Below are 19,867 nucleotides of genomic sequence, written 5' to 3' on the forward strand. Positions count from 1 at the left end.
CGCCATATTCCCGCCACCACCACGCCAGGCGCCATTCGCCGCAGGAACGGGAGCGCCCATGCCGGTTATCGAGATCCAAGGTCTGACCAAGACCTATCCGTCGGGTCTTCAGGCCCTGAAGCGGGTCGATCTGACCATAGACAGGGGCGAGATCTTCGCCCTGTTGGGGCCGAACGGGGCCGGCAAGACCACCCTGATCTCGATCATCTGCGGCATCGTCAACGCCACCACGGGGACTGTGGTGGCCGACGGCCACGACATCCGCAAGGATTTCCGCGCCGCTCGGATGAAGATCGGCCTGGTGCCGCAGGAGCTGACCACCGACGCCTTCGAGACGGTGCTGGCCACCGTCACCTTCAGCCGGGGCCTGTTCGGCAAGCCGGGGAACCCCGCCCTGGTCGAACAGATTCTGAAGGACCTGTCGCTGTGGGACAAGCGCGACGCCAAGATCATGACCCTGTCGGGCGGGATGAAGCGGCGGGTGATGATCGCCAAGGCCCTGAGCCACGAGCCGGACATCCTGTTCCTGGACGAGCCGACCGCCGGGGTCGACGTCGAACTGCGCCGCGACATGTGGGCCATGGTCCGCAAGCTGCGCGAGCGCGGCGTCACCATCATCCTGACCACCCACTATATCGAAGAGGCCGAGGAGATGGCCGACCGGGTGGGGGTGATCCTGAAGGGCGAGCTGATCCTAGTCGAGGAGAAGACCGCCCTGATGAAGAAGCTGGGCAAGAAGACCCTGACCCTGAACCTGGTCGAGCCCCTGACCGCCCTGCCCGCCGACCTGTCGGACTGGGACCTGAGGCTGAGCCCGGACGGGGGCGAGCTGGAATACAGTTTCGACGCCAACGCCGAAGACACCGGCGTGCCCGCCCTGATCCGCCGGCTGGACCGGCTGGAGATCGGCTTCAAAGACCTGAACACCCGCCAGAGCTCGCTGGAAGACATCTTTGTCAGCCTGGTCCACCGCGACGGAGAGGCCGCCTGATGTCTTTCAACGGATACGGCGTCTGGGCCATCTATCGGTTCGAAATGGCGCGGGCGCTTCGCACCCTGTGGCAGAGCGTGGTCACCCCGGTGATCACCACCGCCCTCTATTTCGTCGTCTTCGGCGGCGCCATCGGCGGTCGGATGCAGGCGGTGGACGGGGTGGCCTACGGCGCCTTCATCGTGCCGGGCCTGATCATGCTGAGCCTGTTCACCCAGTCGATCTTCAACGCCTCCTTCGGCATCTACTTCCCGAAATTCACCGGCACCATCTATGAGATCCTGTCCGCGCCGGTGTCGTCGCTGGAGGTGGTGATCGCCTATGTCGGGGCGGCGGCGACCAAATCGGCGGTGCTGGGGCTGATCATCCTGGCGACGGCGGCCCTTTTCGTGCCGCTTCAGGTGCTGCACCCGGTGATGATGCTGGCCATGCTGGTGCTGATTTCGGTGACCTTCAGCCTGTTCGGCTTCATCATCGGCATCTGGGCCGGTAGTTTCGAACAGCTGAACTTCATCCCCATGCTGATCGTCACGCCCCTGACCTTCCTGGGCGGCTCCTTCTATTCGATCGACATGCTGCCCGAGGGCTGGCGGACCGTGGCCCTGTTCAATCCGGTGGTCTATCTGATCTCAGGGTTTCGCTGGACCTTCTACGGCGCGGGCGACGTGGCGATCGGGATCAGCGTGGCCGCGACCCTGGGCTTTTTCGCCCTGTGCCTTGGGGTGGTCATGTGGATGTTCAAGACCGGCTATCGGCTGAAGGCCTAGACTTCCAAGTCCAGGCGTCACGAAACCGGCCAGATCGCCAGCGATTAGAGCAACATGTCCGACGATAAGAAGACCGTTTCCGATCCAGCGCCCCAGCCGTCCCCTGGCGAACCCTTCGTCCGCAAGGCGGTCACCTGGGGTCGGATGCCTGTGACGACCTTTCACGTCGGCCCGGTGCCCGTCGCGCCCAATCCGCTGGACCGGATTCCGGATCGGCCGCCGCTGAAGACGCCGTTGACCACTGCGCCCCAGGGGCGGGCGCAAGGTCGGCAAGGTCAGGCGTCCAGCCTGCTTCAGGGCGGCCTGCAGCCGCAGCGCCCCGCGCCCGCGCCGCGTCCGAGAGCCGGCGCGAGCATTCTGGCCGGTTCGTTGATCCCTCAGGCCCGTCCCGCCCCGGCTGCGCCCCCGACGCCCGCCCCGACGCCCGCCCCGGCGGATTCGACGCTTCGCCCGCTGCCCGCCGCGCCCCCGCCTCTTCCGGAGCCTGCGCCGTCCGCTCTGGAAAGGCCGCCTGCCCAGGCGACGCGGCCCGAGACGGACGCCGCCGCCCCCCCTGTCGGCGCTCCTGTCGACGCCGCCCAGATTCCCGAGATCACGCCGACCACTCCCGTTGCACGTCGAGCAGAGAAGGCGCCGTCGCGTCTGCCGCTCTATGTCGGGGCTGGACTGGTCGTCGCCGCCTTGCTGGGCGGCGGACTGTGGTTCGCCCTGCGTCCCGCCCCCGCCCCTGCTCCCGCCGCCCCGCCGACAGTCCCGGCCGCCGCAGCGCCCATCCAGGCTGAAACCGCTCCGGCGCCCTCGGCGGCGGTGGTCGAGGCGGAAGCGCCCGCTGCCGAACCGGCGCCTGAGCCCGCTTCCACATCAGCGCCCGCGCCGGCCGAGACCACGCGGACACCCCCCGCGCCGGCCGCTCGCCCGACGACGCCTCCAGCCGCGACCGCGTCCCGCCCGACCCAGAGCCAGACCCAGACGCCCGCGACGACTCCGGCGCCCAGCCAAACGGCGCCGGCCGTCCAACCCCCGGCGGTAGTCATCGTGCCGCAGACGCCGCCCCCGACCGCCGCGCGCCCCACCCAGACCGATCCCGACGCCCCGATCGTCACCCGGCCCCAGCCGCTCGACTGAGATTTCGATCTCGTCTCCTCTCCAGTTCGCGGGGAGGAGACGACGGCGGCTCACGCCGTGCGGATGATCCCGCCGCTCGCCGCCACCGGCCAGGGCGTCAGCCGCCCGCCGGCGCAGGGGCCGCCGCGGCATTCGCCGGTCAGGGGCTCGAACACCGCCCCGTGCCAGCCGCACAGGATCAGGCCGCCGTCGGGCGTCAGATAGCGATCCAGTTCGACCGCGATGGGAAAGCCTGCGTGGGGGCAGCGATCGACCCAGCCTGCGACGACCCCGTCCTTTCGCACCACGAAGCCGTGGAAGAAGGCCTCGCCGATCTGAAGCACGAAGCCGCGCGCCCCGGGATCGGCGATGTCGCCCTCGGCGCACAGGGCGACGCCGGGCGGCGTCTTCCAGACCCGTTTGCGTTCGGTCTCGCCTTCAGACACGCTCGGCCTTCAGCGGGCGCGCCAACAGGCCGTCGATCAGGCCGTCCACGGTGATCTCGCCGGCCAAGAGGGCCGCGATGCCCTCGGCGATCGGCGTCTCCACCCCCAAGCGGGCGGCCAGGGCGCGCACGGCCGGGGCGCTCTCATAGCCTTCCGCCACCGACCGCTTGCCCGCCAGGGCCTGTTCCACCGTCTGGCCCTGTCCCAGGGCCAGGCCCAGGCTCATGTTGCGCGACTGAGGGCTGGAGCAGGTCAGGACCAGATCGCCCAGGCCGCACAGGCCCGCCACCGTCTCGGCCTGGCCGCCCATGGCGACGGCGAGCCGGGTCATTTCCGCAAAGCCGCGCGTGATCAGGGCGGCGTGGGCGCTGCGTCCCAGCTGACGCCCTTCGGAGACGCCGCAGGCGATGGCGAGGACGTTCTTCAACGCCCCGCCCGCCTCGGCCCCGATCAGGTCGGTGGCCAGATAGGGCCTGAAGCCCGGCGCCGACAGGGTGTTCAGCAGGGCTTGGCCCAGGACGGGATCGGCGCAAGCCAGGGTGACGGCGGTGGGCAGGCCGCGCGCCACCTCGCCCGCGAAACTGGGGCCGGACAGGACGGCGGCCGGGGCGTCCGGCAGGGTCTCGGCCAGAACCTCCGTCATCAGCTTCATCGTGCCCCGCTCGACTCCCTTGGAGCAGAGCACCACCGGCACGCCGGGGCGGTGATGGGGCGCGAAGGCCGTCAGGGTCGCGCGCATATGCTGGGCCGGCGGCACGGCCAGGATCAGGTCGCAGTCGCCCAAGTCGGCCAGATCAGCGGTGAATTTGAGCCCCTCGGCCAAGGGCACGCCCGGCAGATAAAGGTCGTTGGCGCGCGTGGTCCTCAAGGTCTCGACCAGCTGGGGCTCACGCGCCTGAAGCGTCGTCTCCAGTCCGGCGCGAATACAGACCTGGGCCAGGGCGGTGCCCCAGGCGCCGGCGCCGATGACCCCTGCGGTGCGGAATTCCATGCGCCCTCCCAAGGCGGTCTCGTTCGTCATGCCTTTGCGCCCTTGCGGCCGGGCTTGTGCGAAGGATCGGCCAGGGCGCGCGCTTCGTCCAGCGGCCATCGCGGTCGGGCGACCACGTCTATGTCGCTGGTCAGCCCGAGCGCCAGCCGTTCGGCCCCCGCCAGGGCGATCATGGCCGCATTGTCGGTGCAATAGGCCAGAGGGGGCGCCAGGAAGTCGAAGCCGTGCTTGGCCGCCGTCGCCTGCAAGGTCGCGCGAATGGTCTTGTTGGCGGCCACGCCGCCCGCGACGACAAAGAGGCGATGATCGTGGGTCTCGGCATAGGCGGCCAGAGCCCGTTCGGACCGGTCGGCCAGCTGCCGGGCGATGGCGGTCTGGACCGCGTCGGCCAGATCGGCCTTGTCCTGGTCGGTTTCGCAGGTCTGGGCGATGCGGAAGGCGGCCGTCTTCAGACCCGAGAAGGAGAAGTCGCAGTCCTTGCGGCCCAGCAGGGCGCGCGGTAGGTCGATCTTCGATCCGTCGCCTTGGGCCGCCAGCCGCTCCAGCGCCGGCCCGCCCGGATAGCCCAGGCCCAGGGCCTTGGCGATCTTGTCGAAGGCTTCGCCCGCCGCGTCGTCTATGGTGGCGCCGATCCGGCTCATGTCGCCGACGCCGCGCACCTCCAGTATCTGGCAATGACCGCCGGAGACCAACAGCAGCAGGAAAGGATAGGCGACCTCCTGCCCCAGACGGGCCGAAACCGCGTGGCCTTCGAGATGGTTGACCGCCACCAGGGGCAGACCGCGGGCCAGGGCCGCCGCCTTGCCGAAGCTGAGGCCCACCATGACCCCGCCGACCAGGCCCGGTCCGGCGGTCGCGGCGATGCCGTCCAGACCGTCATAGCCCAGGCCGGAGTCGGCCATGGCGCGACGCGTGACCTCGGCGATCATCTCCACATGGCTGCGTGCGGCGATTTCGGGGACGACGCCGCCATAGGCCGCGTGATCGTCGATCTGGCTGTGAACGACCGAGGACAGGACCTCGGCCCGGCCGCCCTGCTCCGATGGGTGCAGGCGCACCACCGAGGCGGCGGTTTCGTCGCAGCTGGTCTCCAGACCCAGCACCGTCAGGGCTTTACCGGAACGAGGGGGGACATCCCGTCCAGTTGCCGCTGCGGCGCCGCTGCTATAGTCGGCGGAACTCTCCATCGGATCGAGGTAGCGATCCGGCGTCCGGTAAGCAACGCTCATGACCCTTCCCCTCCGCATCGGCACCCGGCGCTCCAAACTGGCCCTCGCCCAGTCGGGCATGATGCAGCGCGCCATCGGCCGGGCACTGGGCATAGCCGAGGCCGAGATCGAAACGGCCGTGCCCCTGGTCGAAATCGTCACCACCGGCGACCGGATCCAGGACCGCCGGCTGATGGAGCTGGGCGGCAAGGCCCTGTTCACCAAGGAGATCGAGGAAGCCCTTCTGGACGGCCGCATCGACATCGCCATCCATTCGATGAAGGACGTGCCGGCCGAACAGCCTGAGGGCCTGTGCATCGCCGCCATTCCGAAACGCGAGGACGCCCGCGACGCCTTCGTCAGCCGTGACTTCGAACGTTTCGACGCCCTGCCCATCGGCGCCCGTCTGGGCACCGCCAGCCTGCGCCGACAGGCCCAGGCCCTGGCCCTGCGCCCCGACCTGAAGGTCGAGATGCTGAGGGGCAATATCGACACCCGGCTGCGCCGCGCCGCCGAGGGCGATTTCGACGCCATTCTGCTGGCGGTTTCCGGCATGACCCGGCTGGGGGTGACCGAACACATCCGCGAAAAGCTGTCGCCGGACGCCTTTCTGCCCGCGCCGGGCCAGGGCGCCCTGGCGATCCAGACCCGCGCCGAGGATATCGACGCGCCTTGGGTCGCCGCCCTGAACCACGCCCCGACCGCCGTCGCCGTCGCGGCCGAGCGCGGGGCGATGACGGCGCTGGAAGGCTCCTGCCGGACGGCGGTGGGCGCCTACGCCGTGATTGACGGCGACACCCTGCGGCTGACCACGGAAATGCTCAGCCCCGACGGCTCGGCCCGCTGGCGCCGCGCCGGCGAACTGTTCCAGCCGACCGAGGCCGACGCGCGCGCCCTGGGCGAAAAGCTGGGGGCCGAGGTCCACGCCTTCGCCGGCGATCAGGAGGTCGATCCGGCGAGCCTGGACGGATGACCGTCTCCCCCCGCCCGGCCCCGGCCAAGCCTCGCGTCTGGATCACCCGGGCCGAGCCGGGGGCGTCGCGCACCGCCGCCCGACTGCGCGACTTGGGATGCGAGCCCCTGATCCATCCGTTGCTGGCGGTGGAGCGCCTGGTCCCGCCCCTGCCCGACCTCGACCGCTTCGCCGCCCTGGCCTTCACCAGCGCCAACGGTGTCGCCGCCTTCGCCGCCCTGACGCCGCGCCGTGACCGACCCGTCTTCGCCGTCGGCGAGGCCACGGCCGGGGCTGCGCGTGAGGCCGGATTCGTCGCGGTTCGCTCCGCCGACGGCGATCTGACCGATCTCGCTCGATTGATCGCCGCCGAGCTGAGCCAGGCGGTCCTCCTGGCGCCCCTGGCGGAAACCCCGGCGGGCGATTTAGCCGCCGCGCTCGACGCCGCACAGGCCCGCGACGTGGCGGTCCAGACCCTGACCGTCTATCGAACGACCTGGGTGGTTCAGGTCGATCCGCCCCCTTTCGACGCGGTCCTGATCCATTCCCCGCGCGCCGCCCAGGCGCTGGCGTCCTGGGCGACCGCCTCGCCGACCCGCCTGGCCCAGGCGGTCTGCGCCTGCATCTCCGCCGCCGCAGCCGCGCCCCTGACCCCGCTCGGCTTGACACCGGCGGTGTCAGAACAGCCGAACGAAACGACATTGTTGAAGACCTTGAAAGCGGCGCTTGGCAAGCGCGACGCGCCCGTATAAAGAGCGCGTCTCGCACGGGCCGTTTCCGCCCGCGCGACCGGGCCGCTTTAGCTCAGCCGGTAGAGCACCTCATTCGTAATGAGGGGGTCGCGTGTTCGAGTCACGCAAGCGGCACCACCTTTCCAGAGCCACTCTAGCTAGGAAGAACTCGCCCTCTGGGCGGAGCGGTGTTTCCGCGTGGGTGTTGCGTGGGTATGCGGTGGGAGCGCACTCGCGCGCTTAGGTGGACGAGCTGTAAATCTGGGGCGCTGCCGAACGCATGCAGCGCCCGGCCGTCAGTGAGTCGGCAGGAGGGGCAATCCAAGCGCCTTCAGAAACGCGTTGTGCTTGACCGCCGCGTCCGAAACCGTCTTCTCGATCGAGACCAACTCCACGTGCGTCGCGTCTAGGTCGATCTCTTCCTCCCCCACAGCCGTGCTGATGTACCGTGAGATGTTGAGATTGAAGCCCTCGTCAGCGATCCGGTCCATGCTGACGCGCTTAGAGTAACGATCCTCCTCGGTGCGGAACTGGTACGTGGAGACGATCTTCCCGATGTGATCCGGCGTCCCATTCTCGCCGTCTCCGAGCCTGTTCTGGCGCTTGTCCTTCACGAAGTGCTCGGCAGCATTGATGAAGAGCACGTCATCGGATTTCTTGCACTTCTTCAGGACAAGAATGCAGACCGGAATGCCCGTCGAATAGAACAGGTTGGCAGGCAGGCCGATCACCGTGTCAATGTGACCATCCTTCAGCAGCTTCGTCCGGATACGTTCTTCCGCCCCGCCTCGGAACAGCACGCCGTGCGGCAGGATGATGGCCATGACACCCTCATCCTTCAGGTAATGGAAACCGTGCAGAAGGAAGGCAAAGTCGGCGGCCGATTTTGGGGCCAGCCCGTAGTTCTTGAACCGGACATCGTCACCCATGGCCTCAGTCGGTTCCCACCGGAGGCTGAAGGGCGGGTTGGCCACGATCGCATCGAAGGCGGGCTTTTTCGCGGGATTCAGCTCGCGAAGAGTATCCCAGTCGTTGCTCAGCGTGTCACCGTGGTAGATTTCGAACTCGGTGTCCTTCACCCCATGCAACAACATGTTCATGCGGGCGAGGTTGTAGGTGGTGATGTTCTTTTCCTGCCCGTAGATTTTGCCGACGCCGTGCGGCCCCATGCGCTTGCGCACGTTCAGCAGCAACGACCCAGAGCCGCACGCGAAGTCGAACACGCTGGCGAGGCGCTCTTTCTTTCCGGTGGCGGGCTCCTGGCTGTCGAGTGTCACTATCGCGGAGAGGATGTCGGACACCTGCTGCGGGGTGTAGAACTCGCCCGCCTTTTTTCCGGAGCCGGCTGCGAACTGGCCGATCAGGTATTCGTACGCGTCACCCAGTGCATCCACATCGGACGAGAAATCAGCGAGCCCTTTGGCGATCTCGTTGATGATGGCGCAGAGCTTGGCGTTGCGATCAGCATATGTCCGGCCGAGCTTGTCAGAGCCCAGATTGATCTCCGAGAAAAGGCCGCTGAACGTGCTCTGAAAGGACTCGTTCTCGATGTATTTGAAGCCCGCCTGCAAGGTGTTGAGCAGTTCGTCGTTCTGGGTCCGCGCCATATAGGCGATGCTGGTCCAGAGGTGTTCCGGCTTGATGACGTAGTGTGCCTTGAGGCGCATCTGCTTCTCAAAGGCGACAACGTCATCGGGGTTCTGCGCGTACCAGACAGACAGGGGCGAGCGCCCACCATTGCCGATCGAATTGGGATCCGGGTAGTCGCGCCCGAGCTCTTTTTTCGCCGCCGCTTCGTAGTTGTCCGACAGATAGCGCAGGAACAGGAAGGACAGCATGTAGTCGCGGAAGTCGTCGGCATTCATCGCGCCACGAAGAGTATCAGCGATGTTCCAGAGCGTTCTGCCGAGTTGCTTTTGCGTTTTATCGTTCATTTTTAGGGGTATTCACTAAGGCGCGGGAGCTGATGGTGGCGAGGCTGTGGTCGCGGGGGCCGCTACAGCGGGCTTGGTCGGGGCATATCCTGGCAGGGCGAACTCAAACCGCGTGATGAACTCGCTTAGGATGCGCCGAAAGAGCGCCGTGTTGTCCTCGCCCATCTCTGTGGGCTCGTGAACCGCATAGGCACCATGGCTCAGAAGGTTCAGGGCCCGGTTGAAGAGCGCCCGATCCTCCTCGTTGTCCAGCGCCTTGAGGCAAAAGGCGATGCTCTGATGCCCGAAGAAAGAGGCCGTCTTCTCCATGACACTGCGCAGGGCGTTGAAGTGAAAGGTGTAGAGCTTTCCCTTCTTCGGATCGGCCGCGCGCTGCAATTCGGCAAGCGTCGCCACATGGTGAAAGAAGGGTGTGTCTTGCGTTGGCTGAAGCGTGTAGGTGCCGTTGTCGCCCGGACGGTGCAGGAAATAGCGTTTGTGGGTGACTTTCGCTTCGCCTTCGGCCCGCCTGCTGACTTCGTTGCACATCACGTTGAAGAACAACGAATGGTGAGACGAGAAGATCACCTTGATTGGGGCGGGCGCGCCATTGCCATCTTTCCGCGTAGCCGCCCGGCGGAGAAGCTTGGCGAGATCGCAAGCGATGGAGATCGCGTTGTTGTCATCCAGGGATGAAATCGGATCGTCGATATAGAGGTATTTCTTGCCCTGATACGACTGATGCCCATCTAGCATGCGTTCGCAGATTGCCATGAACACGCACCAAATGAAGATGTTCTGCTCGCCGCGCGATACCTTGATGTTGGTCTCTTCGCCTTTGCTGAAACTCACAAAGTCCGGCTTGGAAGCGGTCTCCTTCCCCTGCTGAACCTCCTTGTAGGTGAAATCGAATTCGAAGTCGGCATATCGAAAGAGATACCGAGCAATTGTCTGGTCCAGCGCGAGTTCTGTCATCGCGTTGAAGAAGGATGACTTCTCGTTCAGTTGAAGACGGCGGACGCTGTCGCCTTCAAGGTCATTCTCCCATACGAACAGATCTTCGGTGAAGGCGTTGAAATAGAGCGTATCGTGCGTGCCGGTCGGGTTCTTTGTCTTATGCTTGCGCTTGCCAGCATCTTTGAACTCCATCGACAAGCGTGTCTTGCCGGTGCGATTGTAGGCGTAAAGCAAAACGAAATCGGCGTCGTTCAGATCATCGCGCAGCCGGGTCACAAGCTTGGCCAAGCTCTGATACGTCCGGATGCCGCTCATTCTTCATCCTCCCCAACTTGGGGAAAAAGCTGCTGCATCAGCCCCTTCTTGTGGGTCCTGAGCGTGTCAAACTTTCGGGTCTCGGCGGCGATAAGGCCATCGAGGGAATTGAGGCAGTCGGCGATGCGCTGCTGTTCAGGTCGCGATGGGATCCTGAAGCGTAGATCAATGAAGAACTGCAAGCCGATCGTCTTGATGGTGCTCCCGGTGGCCGCACGATCAAAAAGCGGCTTTGATTGCTGAAGCAGATGATAAAGGAACCAGTTGCTTAGCTTCCGGTCGTCGCAGGTCCAAACAATGAAGTGCTGGCTCACCGCCATGGGCAAGGCCATCACCGCGCTCTTGCCGATACCAGCGTCACGGCTAATCAAAACTGAGCCTGCCCTATGCAGCACGGCAGACGAGTTCTTGATACCTTCCGCCGATATTTCAATGTCGGTCTCGAAAATAAGACCATTGTCGAGGCGCTTCGAATCAGCGAGCGAGATCCAATTGATTCCTCCATCGTAGTACTCCGGCTTACTCTTGCTGGGTGTATGCCCAGACCCTCTCTTGGCCAGACTTTCGAGACGCTCTTCCGCCCAGTCACCCATTGCCTCGAACTCCGGAAAGCGGAGACGGGGCTGGGCTTCGCCCTCTTGGGGGAAGAGCTTTTGCATCAGACCCTTCTTATGGGCCCTCAGCGCCTCCACCTTCCGCCCCTGCGCGGCAATCAACGCTTCCGCCGAGTCCAGACAGTCGGCGATCTTTTGTTGTTCGGCTTCATCCGGCCGCCATGCGTTCGTCGACAAGAACTGAGTAACGGAGATGTTGAACCTGCCTGCTCTGGCTCCCTCGTTGACCAGCCCACCCAGCGCCGGATCGTGGCTTCCCGACTCGAAGTACCATTCCCAGAAGACTGGGTTCTCACTCGGCTGAAAGCGAAAGCATTTATAGATGGGCGAGACTATCCCACCCTCATAGGCTGAAAGCCGTTTGATGGTTCCGAAGCTTGACGCCTTGGTTGTCCTGTCGTTGTAGACAAAGTCATTTTTGCGAATCTTCACATAGCGATCAGTGCTGTCGCCAGCGATCTTCTTGCCGAAATATTCGCTTTGAAGCACAAGTCCATGCTGGCCCGAAAGGCTTAGAACGCTGCCCGCGTATCCGGTTGTCGCCCGATCAGTTACAGGTTGGGCAAGCTTCTGAAGCGGTATCTCCTTCCAGCCATCAGCCTCCGCGAACTCAGGAAACCGCAGCTTCGGTACCAAGGGGGTTCCGTCGCCCGCCTCGGCAGAAGAGTTCCCGTTACTGCTCATAAGCGCTCAGCCCCGAAATCTCACGCCCACCGGCACGCTTCAGCAGCAGCGACATCAGGTCGGTCATCAGGTCCAGTTCCTTCACCCGCCGTGCTTTCCAGTTCAGGCCAAGGGGCTCCATCAGGTCGGTCAGCGCCTCGCCGTCAAAGATCATGCGTTGCAGGATAGTGTCGACAAAACCTTGCAGCGCCTCGGTAGCCAGCCCGTGCTTGCCCGCGATGCCCGCCAGCTCCGCCGCACTCTTTTCCGCCTTGAAGCGGCTGTAGCCGTCGCGGATGGCCTTTTCGCTGAGACCCTCGCCCGCCTCGAGCGTATTGATATAGGCCGCGATATCCTCACGCTCGTCCATGAACTTGGCGTCGGATTTGATCAGGCCGATCAGCTGCTCGCGGCTCATCTTCAGCTTGCCGGGTGCGGCTTCGGAATAGCGGGCGATCAGGCCCATGATGTAGTCATAATCGATGACGGCCGACGCGAAGAGGACGAACTCAAAATCTAGCTGATCGACGTCCTGGCTTGGCTTGTCAGCACCCTTGCCCTGTTGTGTGCGAAGGCGCTGGGCGGTTTCAAGATAAGCGCCCCGGAAGCCCAGAAGGTTGTCACGCGGCAGGACCTGTTCGATGGCGTTGCGGTTCTCGTCCGTCAGGTCGGTGTACTGGTCAAGCTGGGTCTTGAGGCGCTGAACCTCCTTGAAATGCTCGATGAAGGCCGCGCGGGCCGCGTCCCCCTTGAGGTTGGGTACCGCTTCAGGCGTGTACTCTAGCCCCTGCGACTGCATGAAGGCGTCGAGCTTCTGCACCGCGCCTTCCAGTTTCTGAATGACCACGGGAGCCTTATCGACCAGCCAGATTTCGCGAGCCTTCGCTGCAGCCGCTTCGCCCGAGAACAGGGCGATGGCGGCATCAACCGCGTCCTGCTGCTGACGGAAATCGAGGATATTTCCGTAGGGCTTGGTGGCGTTCAGCACCCGGTTGGTGCGCGAGAAGGCCTGGATCAGGCCATGGTGTTTCAGGTTCTTGTCGACGTAGAGCGTGTTCAGGAATTTTGAATCAAAGCCGGTCAGCAGCATGTCGACGACGATGGTGATGTCGACCTTATGGTGCTGCTGGTTGGGGTAGGCTTTTCGGAGGTCGGCCTCAGGCCATTGTTGGTCTTTGATGCGTTTCTGAACGTCCTGATAATACAGGTCGAATTCGCTGATCTTGTGGTTGGTGCCATAGTGGGCGTTGTAGTCGGCGAGGATGGCCCTGAGGGCCTCCTTCTTTTTCTCCGGCTCGACAGCGTTATCTTCCTGCTCCTGGGGCAGGTCTTCCTGGATCTGCCTTACGTCGGGATCGCCTTCGGCCGGCGGGGAGAAAACGCAGGCGATGTTCAACGGCTCGAAGCTGGGATCAGCGGCCAGTTTCTCAGCCTGCATGGTCTTGAAAAGGGAATGATACTCGATGGCATCGTTTATCGACGAAGTGGCGAGCAAGGCGTTGAACCGGCGCTGCCCGGTGGCAGCGTCGTGCTTGGCAAGAATCGCCTCGATCACCGCCCGCTTGGCCAGCGGTTCACCCGGCTTGAGCACGGTTTTGCCCTGCGGCTTGTAATAGTCGACGTGGAACCGAAGGACGTTGCCGTCCTCAATCGCGTGGGTGATCGTGTAGGTGTGAAGGCGCTGATGGAAGAGGTCTTCCGTCGTCTTCATGCTGGCTTGGGCATCTTCGATCTTCTGCTGAGCAGCGTTCTGCTCGAAGATGGGCGTCCCGGTGAAGCCGAACAGCTGGGCGCGCGGGAAGAATTCCTTGATAGCCTTGTGGTTCTCGCCGAACTGCGACCGGTGGCACTCGTCGAAAATGAAGGCGATGCGCTTGTCGCGCAGGGGCTCCAGCTGTTCCTTGAAACTCTTCTTCCCATCCTTCTTCTGCTGCTTGTTGCGCTTACTATTCTCATCCAACGCCAAGCCCAGCTTCTGGATCGTGCAGACGATGACTTTATCGGCGCGGTCGTCCGACAGGAGGCGACGGACGAGGGAAGCGGTATTGGTGTTCTCCTCGACGCAGCCTTCCTGAAACTTGTTGAACTCCTCACGCGTCTGACGATCGAGGTCCTTACGGTCCACGACGAAAAGGCATTTCTCGATGTCGGGATTGTCCTTCAGCAGCGTTGACGCCTTGAAGGAGGTGAGTGTCTTCCCGCTGCCCGTTGTGTGCCAGATGTAGCCGTTGCCGCAGTCCTGGGCGATAGAATCGACGATCGCCTTCACCGCATAGACCTGATACGGCCGCATCATCAGGAGCTTTTGCTCGCTGGCAACCAGAACCATGTAGCGGCTGATTGTCTGGCCAAGATTGCATTTGACGAGGAAGGTATCGGCGAAGGCGTCGAGGTGGGCAATTTTCTTGTTATCGACGTCCGCGAACTCGTAGATCGGCAGGAATCGCTCTTCGGCATTAAAGGCGAAGTGGCGGGCGTTATTATTGGCGAAATAGAACGTCCGGTCTCTGTTGCTTACAATGAAGAGCTGCAGGAAGCACAGCAGCGTCTTTGAATAGCCGTTGCCAGGATCATTCTTGTACTCAACGATCTGCTCCATGGCCCGTCGCGGGTTGATGCCGAGAGTCTTCAGTTCGACCTGAACGACCGGCACACCGTTGATAAGGAGGATGACGTCGTAGCGATGGTGGCTGTTGTCCGTGTTGATGCGGAGCTGGTTGACCACCTCGAAGGAATTTTTGCACCAATCCCGGATGTTGACGAGCGTGTAGTTCAGCGGCGTCCCGTCGTCCCGGACGAAACTGTTGCGCTCGCGCAGCATCCGCGCCGCAGTGAACACGTCCGGCGTCACGATCTCGTCCAGCAGACGTTGGAACTCGCTGTCAGTCAGCGTGACACGGTTCAACGCTTCAAACTTGGCCTTGAAGTTGGCCTCAAGCGCCCGCCGATCGCGGATGTCCGCCCGAAGCTCGTATTTCAGGTCGCTCAGCTTCGAAAGAAGCACTTCTTCGAGCTGCCGTTCCGTTGTGATCATCGCCATTCTTGCGGTCAGTTTGTCTGAGCTGGAGCGCGTCCTGACTACCCGACGCCGGAAGCGAACGCGAGCCGTACTCGGGCTGAAATGATTTCGTCAGGTGAGGCTGACGGGGGGGGGGGGGGGAGAAGGCGCTGACGCCCATGCCACCAAGATTCATTCTTTGATGAACCGCTCCAGCAGCTCAGCCGGGTTGCGACCAACCGCCTCCGCTACTTGACAGAACTCGATCACGTCCAGCCGGCGCTCCCCTCGCTCCACCTTCGACACGAAGCTCTGTGGCTTTCCCAACCGCTCTGCGAGCTCGACCTGAGTGATGCCAGCCGCCTTTCGCACCGAAGCGATGAAGGCGATGAACTCCTGATGCCGCTGCGTGAAGATCGATGACGGCAACGCGCGCCCCTGACAGGTGAGGCGCTTTCGCTAAAACCTAAACCGGGATATCCCAGAATCGGTTACTCTAGTCTGGGGAGGCCGCTGCTGTTTGCGCAGGAGCAATGCATTCAAGAACACAGCCTGATGCCGCGCCGAGCGCAAAACTCGGCATCTTATATGATGTGCAAATACCGGCGCATCTCACACACATCATGAGATCGTATTAGATGAACAACACCACCATTCGTATCGGGCTGGCGGCCGTGGCTGCTTTCTACGTGATCGTCACGAGCCTGTTTCTACAAGCCTACATCCCGCTGCATCGGTTTTACGCCAGCGTGGAAGCGACATCGCTTCCTGACGATCCGAAATCCAGAAATCAGCAACTGCAAGACACCCTGAGCTATCCCGCCAACGAGGTGAAAGTCCGCAAGTATGGCTCCATCCTTCTCTGGGGCACGGTGGGTATCGCGACCTTCGGCGGCGTCTTCGTCGCAACTCGCCAACGTCGACGCGCCGACACCGCTCTGACCGCCAAGGGAGACGCTCAATGAAGCGTCTCGTCCATGTCGCCTTCGCCGTCGGTGCCTTGGCCATCAGCGGCTGTGCATCAGCACCCGCACGGACGCCCGGCAGCTACGTCAGCCAAAGCGAACCGGTGTTCCTGATCACGGAGGCTCAGGCCGATCAGATCTTGGTGGACGCCATGAACGTGGAGTTCGGCGATAGCCCGATCGTGCGCGTCGAATACCCCAACAGGGGGTATCAGGCCACGATCAAGTTCCTGTTCGACAGCCACCAGATCGTCGCCACCATGGTTCCGTCCAGGGGCCGCTCGGGTGATGGCGCTGTGCACGACGGCTACGCCTTCAACGTCACCCACAGCGGGACCATGCCGCTGTCGGGCATGACCCGCTCAAGGCGTCTGAGGGACCGGCTTTCCGAAGCTGCTACGGAGCTGTCGCCCAGCGTCCCTGCCGCAAGGTAGGCGAAGGCTGCAGAACGCCCTCCTCAGATGATCGGCCCTGTTCCGACCTCGCGTCGGACAGGTCGGAAGTCGTTGGCCTTCTTCGACTTCGCGCCGTTCACTGGGGCGACCTGATACCCCCCAAACCTCCATCCAGACCGAGCCCTCGCGATCACCGTCGCGGGGGCTTTTCATGCCCGAAAGGATAGACCTTCCATGCTCTCCCTCAACGACCGAGACGCGGTGACAGCCGCCCTCACGGACCCGACCATCGACCCCGACCTTCGCGCCCTGATCGGCCTGAGGGTCTGGCAGGTGGACACCGATCGACGCCGCCCCCTCGGTGAGATCCTTCAGATCGTCGCGGTCCAGCCGGGCGACACGTCCGACGTGATCCATGCTGCCGTCGGCTTTCCCATCACCTATGACCAGGCCGACCAGCCGGGCTTCGAGTGGATGAACGACCACGGCTCATGGTTCGAGCTGGCTTACGTACTCACCGACGACTTCGGGATGCTGGTTTTCGTGGCCGACCATCCAGACACCAACCCTACCCTCCTCTTCAACTGCCACGGTGTGGCTGACCGCCTTACAGCCTCCGCCACCGACTAGACCTCCACGACCCCGCCAGCAGGCGGTCCGACAATCCATCCGACACACGCTCTCCGGCATCCCGCCCGAGGGCTTTTTTTTTATGCCTGAAAGGCCGCTAGCCATGCTTTCACTCACCGATGTTTTCGAGGTCTCCAGCGCGTTGGGAGACACCAGCCTCGACGTCGATCTTCGCGCCCTTCTCGGCTTCCGCGCTTGGCACATGTGCGTCGAGCACGAGTGTCAGATCGGCCAAGAGGTCCGCATCTTCGTCGTCCAAGCTGGCGACACGCCCGAGGTCATCAACGAGGCCATCGGCTTCCCGATCACCGGTGACGTGACCCCCTGAAACTCCTCCAGGAATAGCTAGAGTCCGCCCTAACGAAGGACGGACAGAATGAAGCGATCAAGGTTCACGGAAGAGCAGATCATTGGGATCCTGCGGGAGCAGGAGACCGGTGTGGCGACGGCGGAGGTTTGCCGACGCCACGGGGTGAGCTCGGCGACCTTCTACAAATGGAAGGCCAAGTTCGGCGGGCTCGACGTGTCGGAGGCTCGGCGGCTGAAGGCGCTCGAGGACGAGAATGCTCGGCTCAAGCGGATGCTGGCGGACGCGATGCTGGACAACGTGGCGCTGAAGGACCTGCTGGGAAAAAAGTGGTGACGCCCGCCGGCTACCGCGAGGCGGCTGGTCATCTGCAGGCCGCCTACGAGATGAGCGAAAGGCGGGCGTGCCGTGTGCTGGGCGTGGATCGGACGAGCGTGCGCTACCAGACGACGCGCCCGGACGACGGCGCCCTGCGCGACCGGCTGAAGGCCCTGGCTCAGGAGCGTCGCCGGTTCGGCTATCGCCGCCTGCACGTCCTGCTGCGGCGCGAGGGTCATGCGGTCAACAAGAAGCGGGTCCAGCGGATCTATCGCGAGGAGCGACTGACGGTGCGCCGGCGGGGCGGTCGGAAGCGAGCAATGGGCACGCGGCGACCACTAGACGTGCCGCTGGCGGCCAACCAGCGCTGGTCGCTGGACTTCGTCGCAGACCAGATGACGGACGGACGGCGCTTCCGCATCCTGACGGTGATCGACAACTGCACGCGTGAATGCCTGGCGCTGGTGGCCGACACCTCGCTGTCGGGCGCGCGGGTCGTGCGGGAGTTGGACGCCGTCATCCGGCAGCGGGGCCGGCCCGACACCATCGTCAGCGACAACGGGACGGAATACACCTCGAACGCGGTCCTGGCCTGGTCCGACGACACCGGCGTCGGCTGGCATTATATCGCGCCCGGCAAGCCCCAGCAGAACGGCTTCAACGAGAGCTTCAACGGACGCCTGCGCGACGAGTTGCTGAACGAGACGCTGTTCCGATCCCTGCCGCACGCCCGCGCAGTGCTGGAGGCGTGGCGACGCGATTATAACGAACGGCGTCCGCACTCGAAGCTCGGGTGGTTGACGCCACAGGCTTATGCAGAAGCGCTCAGCGGACAGATCGGCCGGTCCGCTGCGCTGGTTGGGGGCTGCGCTGACCGGCCTCTTGCCAACCCCGACAACCCCAGTTCAGATCAACCCAGGACTCTCGTTATGGCTGGATGAGAAACGGGGGTCACGTCAGTGACCATCAAGGTTTCTCGGTCGGAAACGATCAAATGTCGCTGCATGACATTCGCCATGAACACCATGCGCCACCCCTCGGCGGCCATCGCGTTAAGGTAGGCCTGCAGGACGTCGGTTTCGATCCGCCCCTCGTTCAGCAGCAGGGAACTAACCGCTCCATCAGCTACATCTATCACTTTGTATTCGTATTCCATTTCCCCTCGACAACCTCCGCCCCAACTCACGCCGATTCAACCCCAGGGCACTTCGCTTCTAGTGAAGGCTAGGCACCAGCGCTACGACAAATCGTCGTTTGGTCAGACGTTGATTTGAGGCCCGACATCCCTTCGCCAGCCGTGCTGGTCGTGGAGGCGTCAGTGGGTATGGTGCAGGTCGAATTTCGGCGTCGGACTGAACTAACGATCGTAACTTAGGAAACGTCCGAATCACCACGTCACGCCAAAATGGGAAGTCTGTGGGTGGGGCCCTTTCGGCGTGCCTCGAACGGCGCTAGAAGCCATGCCACGACTGGGTTTTACGGCTCGCCTTCCGACGAGTTCGTAATGAGGGGGTCAGGTGTTCGAGTCACCTAAGCGGCACCACTTTTCCCCAGTTGCCCCTGAGACGATCGTGCCTCGGCGAAAGCCGCGCTGAATTAGGGATGTTAGGCAGGATTTTATTAGGTCGCGGCCGTTATGGGGGGCGCCTTCAGGGACGCGGCCGTCCCACCTTGACGCGGGCCGCAGGAAGGCGCGTGATTTCGGCCTGTTGTTCAACGATGGACATTGAGTCGCGCGGCGATCGGCGGAGCCGCTTTCATCCCTGAGTAGCCTTAGACTCCCATTCTGAGTACGTACCATCCCTCTAATGCAGAGCTTTGGCTTGACGGCATGGAGGATTTCGGGCCTGACGGCCTCTAATATCGTTCCGAAGGTTGTTATGAGCGACGCAGTAGACCCCGTTGACATCGCGATCGGCGCCCGCATCCGCGCCCGCCGCGAAGAACTCCGCATCACCCAGGCCCAGCTGGCGGCCGGCGCAGGCGTGACCTTCCAGCAGATCCAGAAGTACGAGCGCGGCGTGAACCGTGTCTCGGCTGCGCGTCTGCTGCAGATCGCCGCCGTGCTGAAATCGACCGGCGCGGCCCTGCTGGGCGAACTGGACACCGCCGAGGGCGACGATCTGGTTCTGGCTCAGCCGGGCGTATCGGAACTGCTGTCGGCCTTCCGCGCCATCGGCGACGGCGACAAGCGCGACGCCCTCCTGGTGGTGGCCAAGGGCCTGCGCGGCTGAGATCAGAGCGGCGGCTGCAGCAGTCGGTTGACCGCCGCCCCCTGCCCCGCGCCGACGGCGAAATCCGCCAGCCAGATCTGGACGGCCTCCAAGGCGCGGGCGTCCAGACTGTCCGAACGGCCGGCGTCGGCGATGTTCTGACGGACGATCTCCAAAAGACAGGCCGCCTCGGTCGCGCTGGACGGCGTGTGTTTCAAGAGACGGGTCTCTGCCTCCACCATCGGCCCCAAGTCCAGTTCGGCCAGAAGATTGTCGTCGCTGGCGGCGACGCCTGACGACCCTAAGGAGTCGGCGACGCGGGCGGTTTCGAACCAAGATCGAAAGAGCGGCATGAAGGCCGGGGCGGTCGAAGCGGTCACTGAAAACGA

The 19,867-nt window shown here is 63.7% G+C and carries 21 protein-coding genes and 1 tRNA gene; 12 read left to right on the top strand and 10 right to left on the bottom strand.

Going from position 1 to position 19,867, the window contains the following annotated elements:
• Positions 1 to 58: 58 nt before the first annotated feature.
• The 3 genes from JL11_RS16865 to JL11_RS18155 are packed head-to-tail and all read left to right on the top strand — an operon-like array spanning position 59 to position 2,883.
• Positions 59 to 991 carry an ABC transporter ATP-binding protein gene (locus JL11_RS16865; protein WP_054766686.1) on the top strand — a complete coding sequence of 311 codons (933 nt, stop codon included), beginning with the start codon at positions 59 to 61 and terminating at the stop codon, positions 989 to 991.
• The gene (locus JL11_RS16870; RefSeq protein WP_054766687.1) at positions 991 to 1,758 is read left to right on the top strand and encodes an ABC transporter permease; all 768 of its coding nucleotides are present in this window, start codon (positions 991 to 993) and stop codon (positions 1,756 to 1,758) included. The genes JL11_RS16865 and JL11_RS16870 overlap by 1 nt, the downstream gene beginning before the upstream one ends.
• 54 nt (positions 1,759 to 1,812) lie before the next feature.
• Positions 1,813 to 2,883 carry a hypothetical protein gene (locus JL11_RS18155; RefSeq protein ID WP_054766688.1) on the top strand — a complete coding sequence of 357 codons (1,071 nt, stop codon included), beginning with the start codon at positions 1,813 to 1,815 and terminating at the stop codon, positions 2,881 to 2,883.
• A 50-nt stretch (positions 2,884 to 2,933) separates the two neighbouring features.
• On the opposite strand, the gene JL11_RS16880 is transcribed toward JL11_RS18155, so the two are convergent.
• Genes JL11_RS16880 through tsaD form a run of 3 tightly spaced genes read right to left on the bottom strand, consistent with a single transcriptional unit; the run spans position 2,934 to position 5,528 of the window.
• Positions 2,934 to 3,308 (bottom strand): Rieske (2Fe-2S) protein, encoded by a 375-nt coding sequence (locus JL11_RS16880; RefSeq protein WP_054766689.1) that lies wholly within the window; start codon positions 3,306 to 3,308, stop codon positions 2,934 to 2,936.
• Positions 3,301 to 4,299, bottom strand: coding sequence for an NAD(P)H-dependent glycerol-3-phosphate dehydrogenase (locus JL11_RS16885; protein WP_054767050.1), 999 nt, complete (start codon positions 4,297 to 4,299; stop codon positions 3,301 to 3,303). Before JL11_RS16885 ends, JL11_RS16880 begins: the two co-directional genes overlap by 8 nt.
• A 26-nt stretch (positions 4,300 to 4,325) precedes the next feature.
• On the bottom strand, positions 4,326 to 5,528 hold the full coding sequence (tsaD, locus tag JL11_RS16890) for a tRNA (adenosine(37)-N6)-threonylcarbamoyltransferase complex transferase subunit TsaD (protein ID WP_224761064.1): 1,203 nt from the start codon (positions 5,526 to 5,528) through the stop codon (positions 4,326 to 4,328).
• Here tsaD and hemC point away from each other — a divergent pair.
• The 3 genes from hemC (at position 5,527) to JL11_RS16905 (ending at position 7,328) form a co-directional block, all read left to right on the top strand.
• Complete coding sequence (gene hemC / locus JL11_RS16895; RefSeq protein WP_054766691.1) at positions 5,527 to 6,480, top strand: hydroxymethylbilane synthase; 954 nt, start codon at positions 5,527 to 5,529, stop codon at positions 6,478 to 6,480. The genes tsaD and hemC overlap by 2 nt on opposite strands.
• Positions 6,477 to 7,211 (top strand): uroporphyrinogen-III synthase, encoded by a 735-nt coding sequence (locus tag JL11_RS16900; protein WP_054766692.1) that lies wholly within the window; start codon positions 6,477 to 6,479, stop codon positions 7,209 to 7,211. Before hemC ends, JL11_RS16900 begins: the two co-directional genes overlap by 4 nt.
• Before the next feature lie 41 nt (positions 7,212 to 7,252).
• A tRNA-Thr gene (locus tag JL11_RS16905) sits at positions 7,253 to 7,328 on the top strand.
• A gap of 158 nt (positions 7,329 to 7,486) precedes the next feature.
• Here the strand turns inward: JL11_RS16905 and JL11_RS16910 are convergent.
• The 5 genes from JL11_RS16910 to JL11_RS16930 all read right to left on the bottom strand — a co-directional run bounded on the left by JL11_RS16910 (position 7,487) and on the right by JL11_RS16930 (position 15,079).
• Positions 7,487 to 9,124 (bottom strand): type I restriction-modification system subunit M, encoded by a 1,638-nt coding sequence (locus tag JL11_RS16910; RefSeq protein WP_054766693.1) that lies wholly within the window; start codon positions 9,122 to 9,124, stop codon positions 7,487 to 7,489.
• A gap of 15 nt (positions 9,125 to 9,139) precedes the next feature.
• Positions 9,140 to 10,375, bottom strand: a complete 1,236-nt coding sequence (locus tag JL11_RS16915) for an AAA family ATPase (RefSeq protein ID WP_054766694.1) — start codon at positions 10,373 to 10,375, stop codon at positions 9,140 to 9,142.
• Positions 10,372 to 11,673, bottom strand: coding sequence for a restriction endonuclease subunit S (locus JL11_RS16920; RefSeq protein WP_054766695.1), 1,302 nt, complete (start codon positions 11,671 to 11,673; stop codon positions 10,372 to 10,374). Before JL11_RS16920 ends, JL11_RS16915 begins: the two co-directional genes overlap by 4 nt.
• Positions 11,663 to 14,692 (bottom strand): type I restriction endonuclease subunit R, encoded by a 3,030-nt coding sequence (locus JL11_RS16925; protein WP_054766696.1) that lies wholly within the window; start codon positions 14,690 to 14,692, stop codon positions 11,663 to 11,665. The genes JL11_RS16920 and JL11_RS16925 overlap by 11 nt, the downstream gene beginning before the upstream one ends.
• 150 nt (positions 14,693 to 14,842) lie before the next feature.
• Entirely contained in the window at positions 14,843 to 15,079 is a 237-nt protein-coding gene (locus JL11_RS16930) for a helix-turn-helix domain-containing protein (protein ID WP_054766697.1), read from the bottom strand.
• Between the two features lie 209 nt (positions 15,080 to 15,288).
• Between JL11_RS16930 and JL11_RS16935 the strand changes: the two genes are divergently transcribed.
• From JL11_RS16935 to JL11_RS16960, 5 genes are all read left to right on the top strand, one after another.
• Positions 15,289 to 15,615, top strand: coding sequence for a hypothetical protein (locus tag JL11_RS16935; protein WP_054766698.1), 327 nt, complete (start codon positions 15,289 to 15,291; stop codon positions 15,613 to 15,615).
• The gene (locus tag JL11_RS16940) at positions 15,612 to 16,049 is read left to right on the top strand and encodes a hypothetical protein (protein WP_054766699.1); all 438 of its coding nucleotides are present in this window, start codon (positions 15,612 to 15,614) and stop codon (positions 16,047 to 16,049) included. The genes JL11_RS16935 and JL11_RS16940 overlap by 4 nt, the downstream gene beginning before the upstream one ends.
• Positions 16,050 to 16,244: 195 nt before the next feature.
• Positions 16,245 to 16,640, top strand: a complete 396-nt coding sequence (locus tag JL11_RS16945; protein WP_054766700.1) for a hypothetical protein — start codon at positions 16,245 to 16,247, stop codon at positions 16,638 to 16,640.
• A 103-nt stretch (positions 16,641 to 16,743) separates the two neighbouring features.
• Positions 16,744 to 16,968 carry a hypothetical protein gene (locus JL11_RS16950; protein ID WP_054766701.1) on the top strand — a complete coding sequence of 75 codons (225 nt, stop codon included), beginning with the start codon at positions 16,744 to 16,746 and terminating at the stop codon, positions 16,966 to 16,968.
• Positions 16,969 to 17,016: 48 nt separating this feature from the next.
• Positions 17,017 to 18,206 (top strand): IS3 family transposase gene (locus JL11_RS16960; RefSeq protein WP_127846963.1). Its coding sequence is split into 2 segments (ribosomal slippage): positions 17,017 to 17,269 and positions 17,269 to 18,206, totalling 1,191 coding nucleotides; the frame shifts between segments, so codons are not numbered across the junction.
• Here the strand turns inward: JL11_RS16960 and JL11_RS16965 are convergent.
• Positions 18,176 to 18,421, bottom strand: coding sequence for a DUF4177 domain-containing protein (locus JL11_RS16965; protein WP_082382746.1), 246 nt, complete (start codon positions 18,419 to 18,421; stop codon positions 18,176 to 18,178). The two genes, JL11_RS16960 and JL11_RS16965, sit on opposite strands and share 31 nt — an antisense overlap.
• A gap of 724 nt (positions 18,422 to 19,145) precedes the next feature.
• Here JL11_RS16965 and JL11_RS16970 point away from each other — a divergent pair.
• The gene (locus JL11_RS16970) at positions 19,146 to 19,499 is read left to right on the top strand and encodes a helix-turn-helix domain-containing protein (protein ID WP_054766704.1); all 354 of its coding nucleotides are present in this window, start codon (positions 19,146 to 19,148) and stop codon (positions 19,497 to 19,499) included.
• A gap of 2 nt (positions 19,500 to 19,501) precedes the next feature.
• Here the strand turns inward: JL11_RS16970 and JL11_RS16975 are convergent, their stop codons facing one another.
• Positions 19,502 to 19,858 (bottom strand): hypothetical protein, encoded by a 357-nt coding sequence (locus tag JL11_RS16975; protein ID WP_231681342.1) that lies wholly within the window; start codon positions 19,856 to 19,858, stop codon positions 19,502 to 19,504.
• Positions 19,859 to 19,867 lie beyond the last annotated feature (9 nt).

Origin of the sequence: Brevundimonas sp. DS20, assembly GCF_001310255.1 — a bacterium.
GTDB lineage: Bacteria > Pseudomonadota > Alphaproteobacteria > Caulobacterales > Caulobacteraceae > Brevundimonas > Brevundimonas aurantiaca.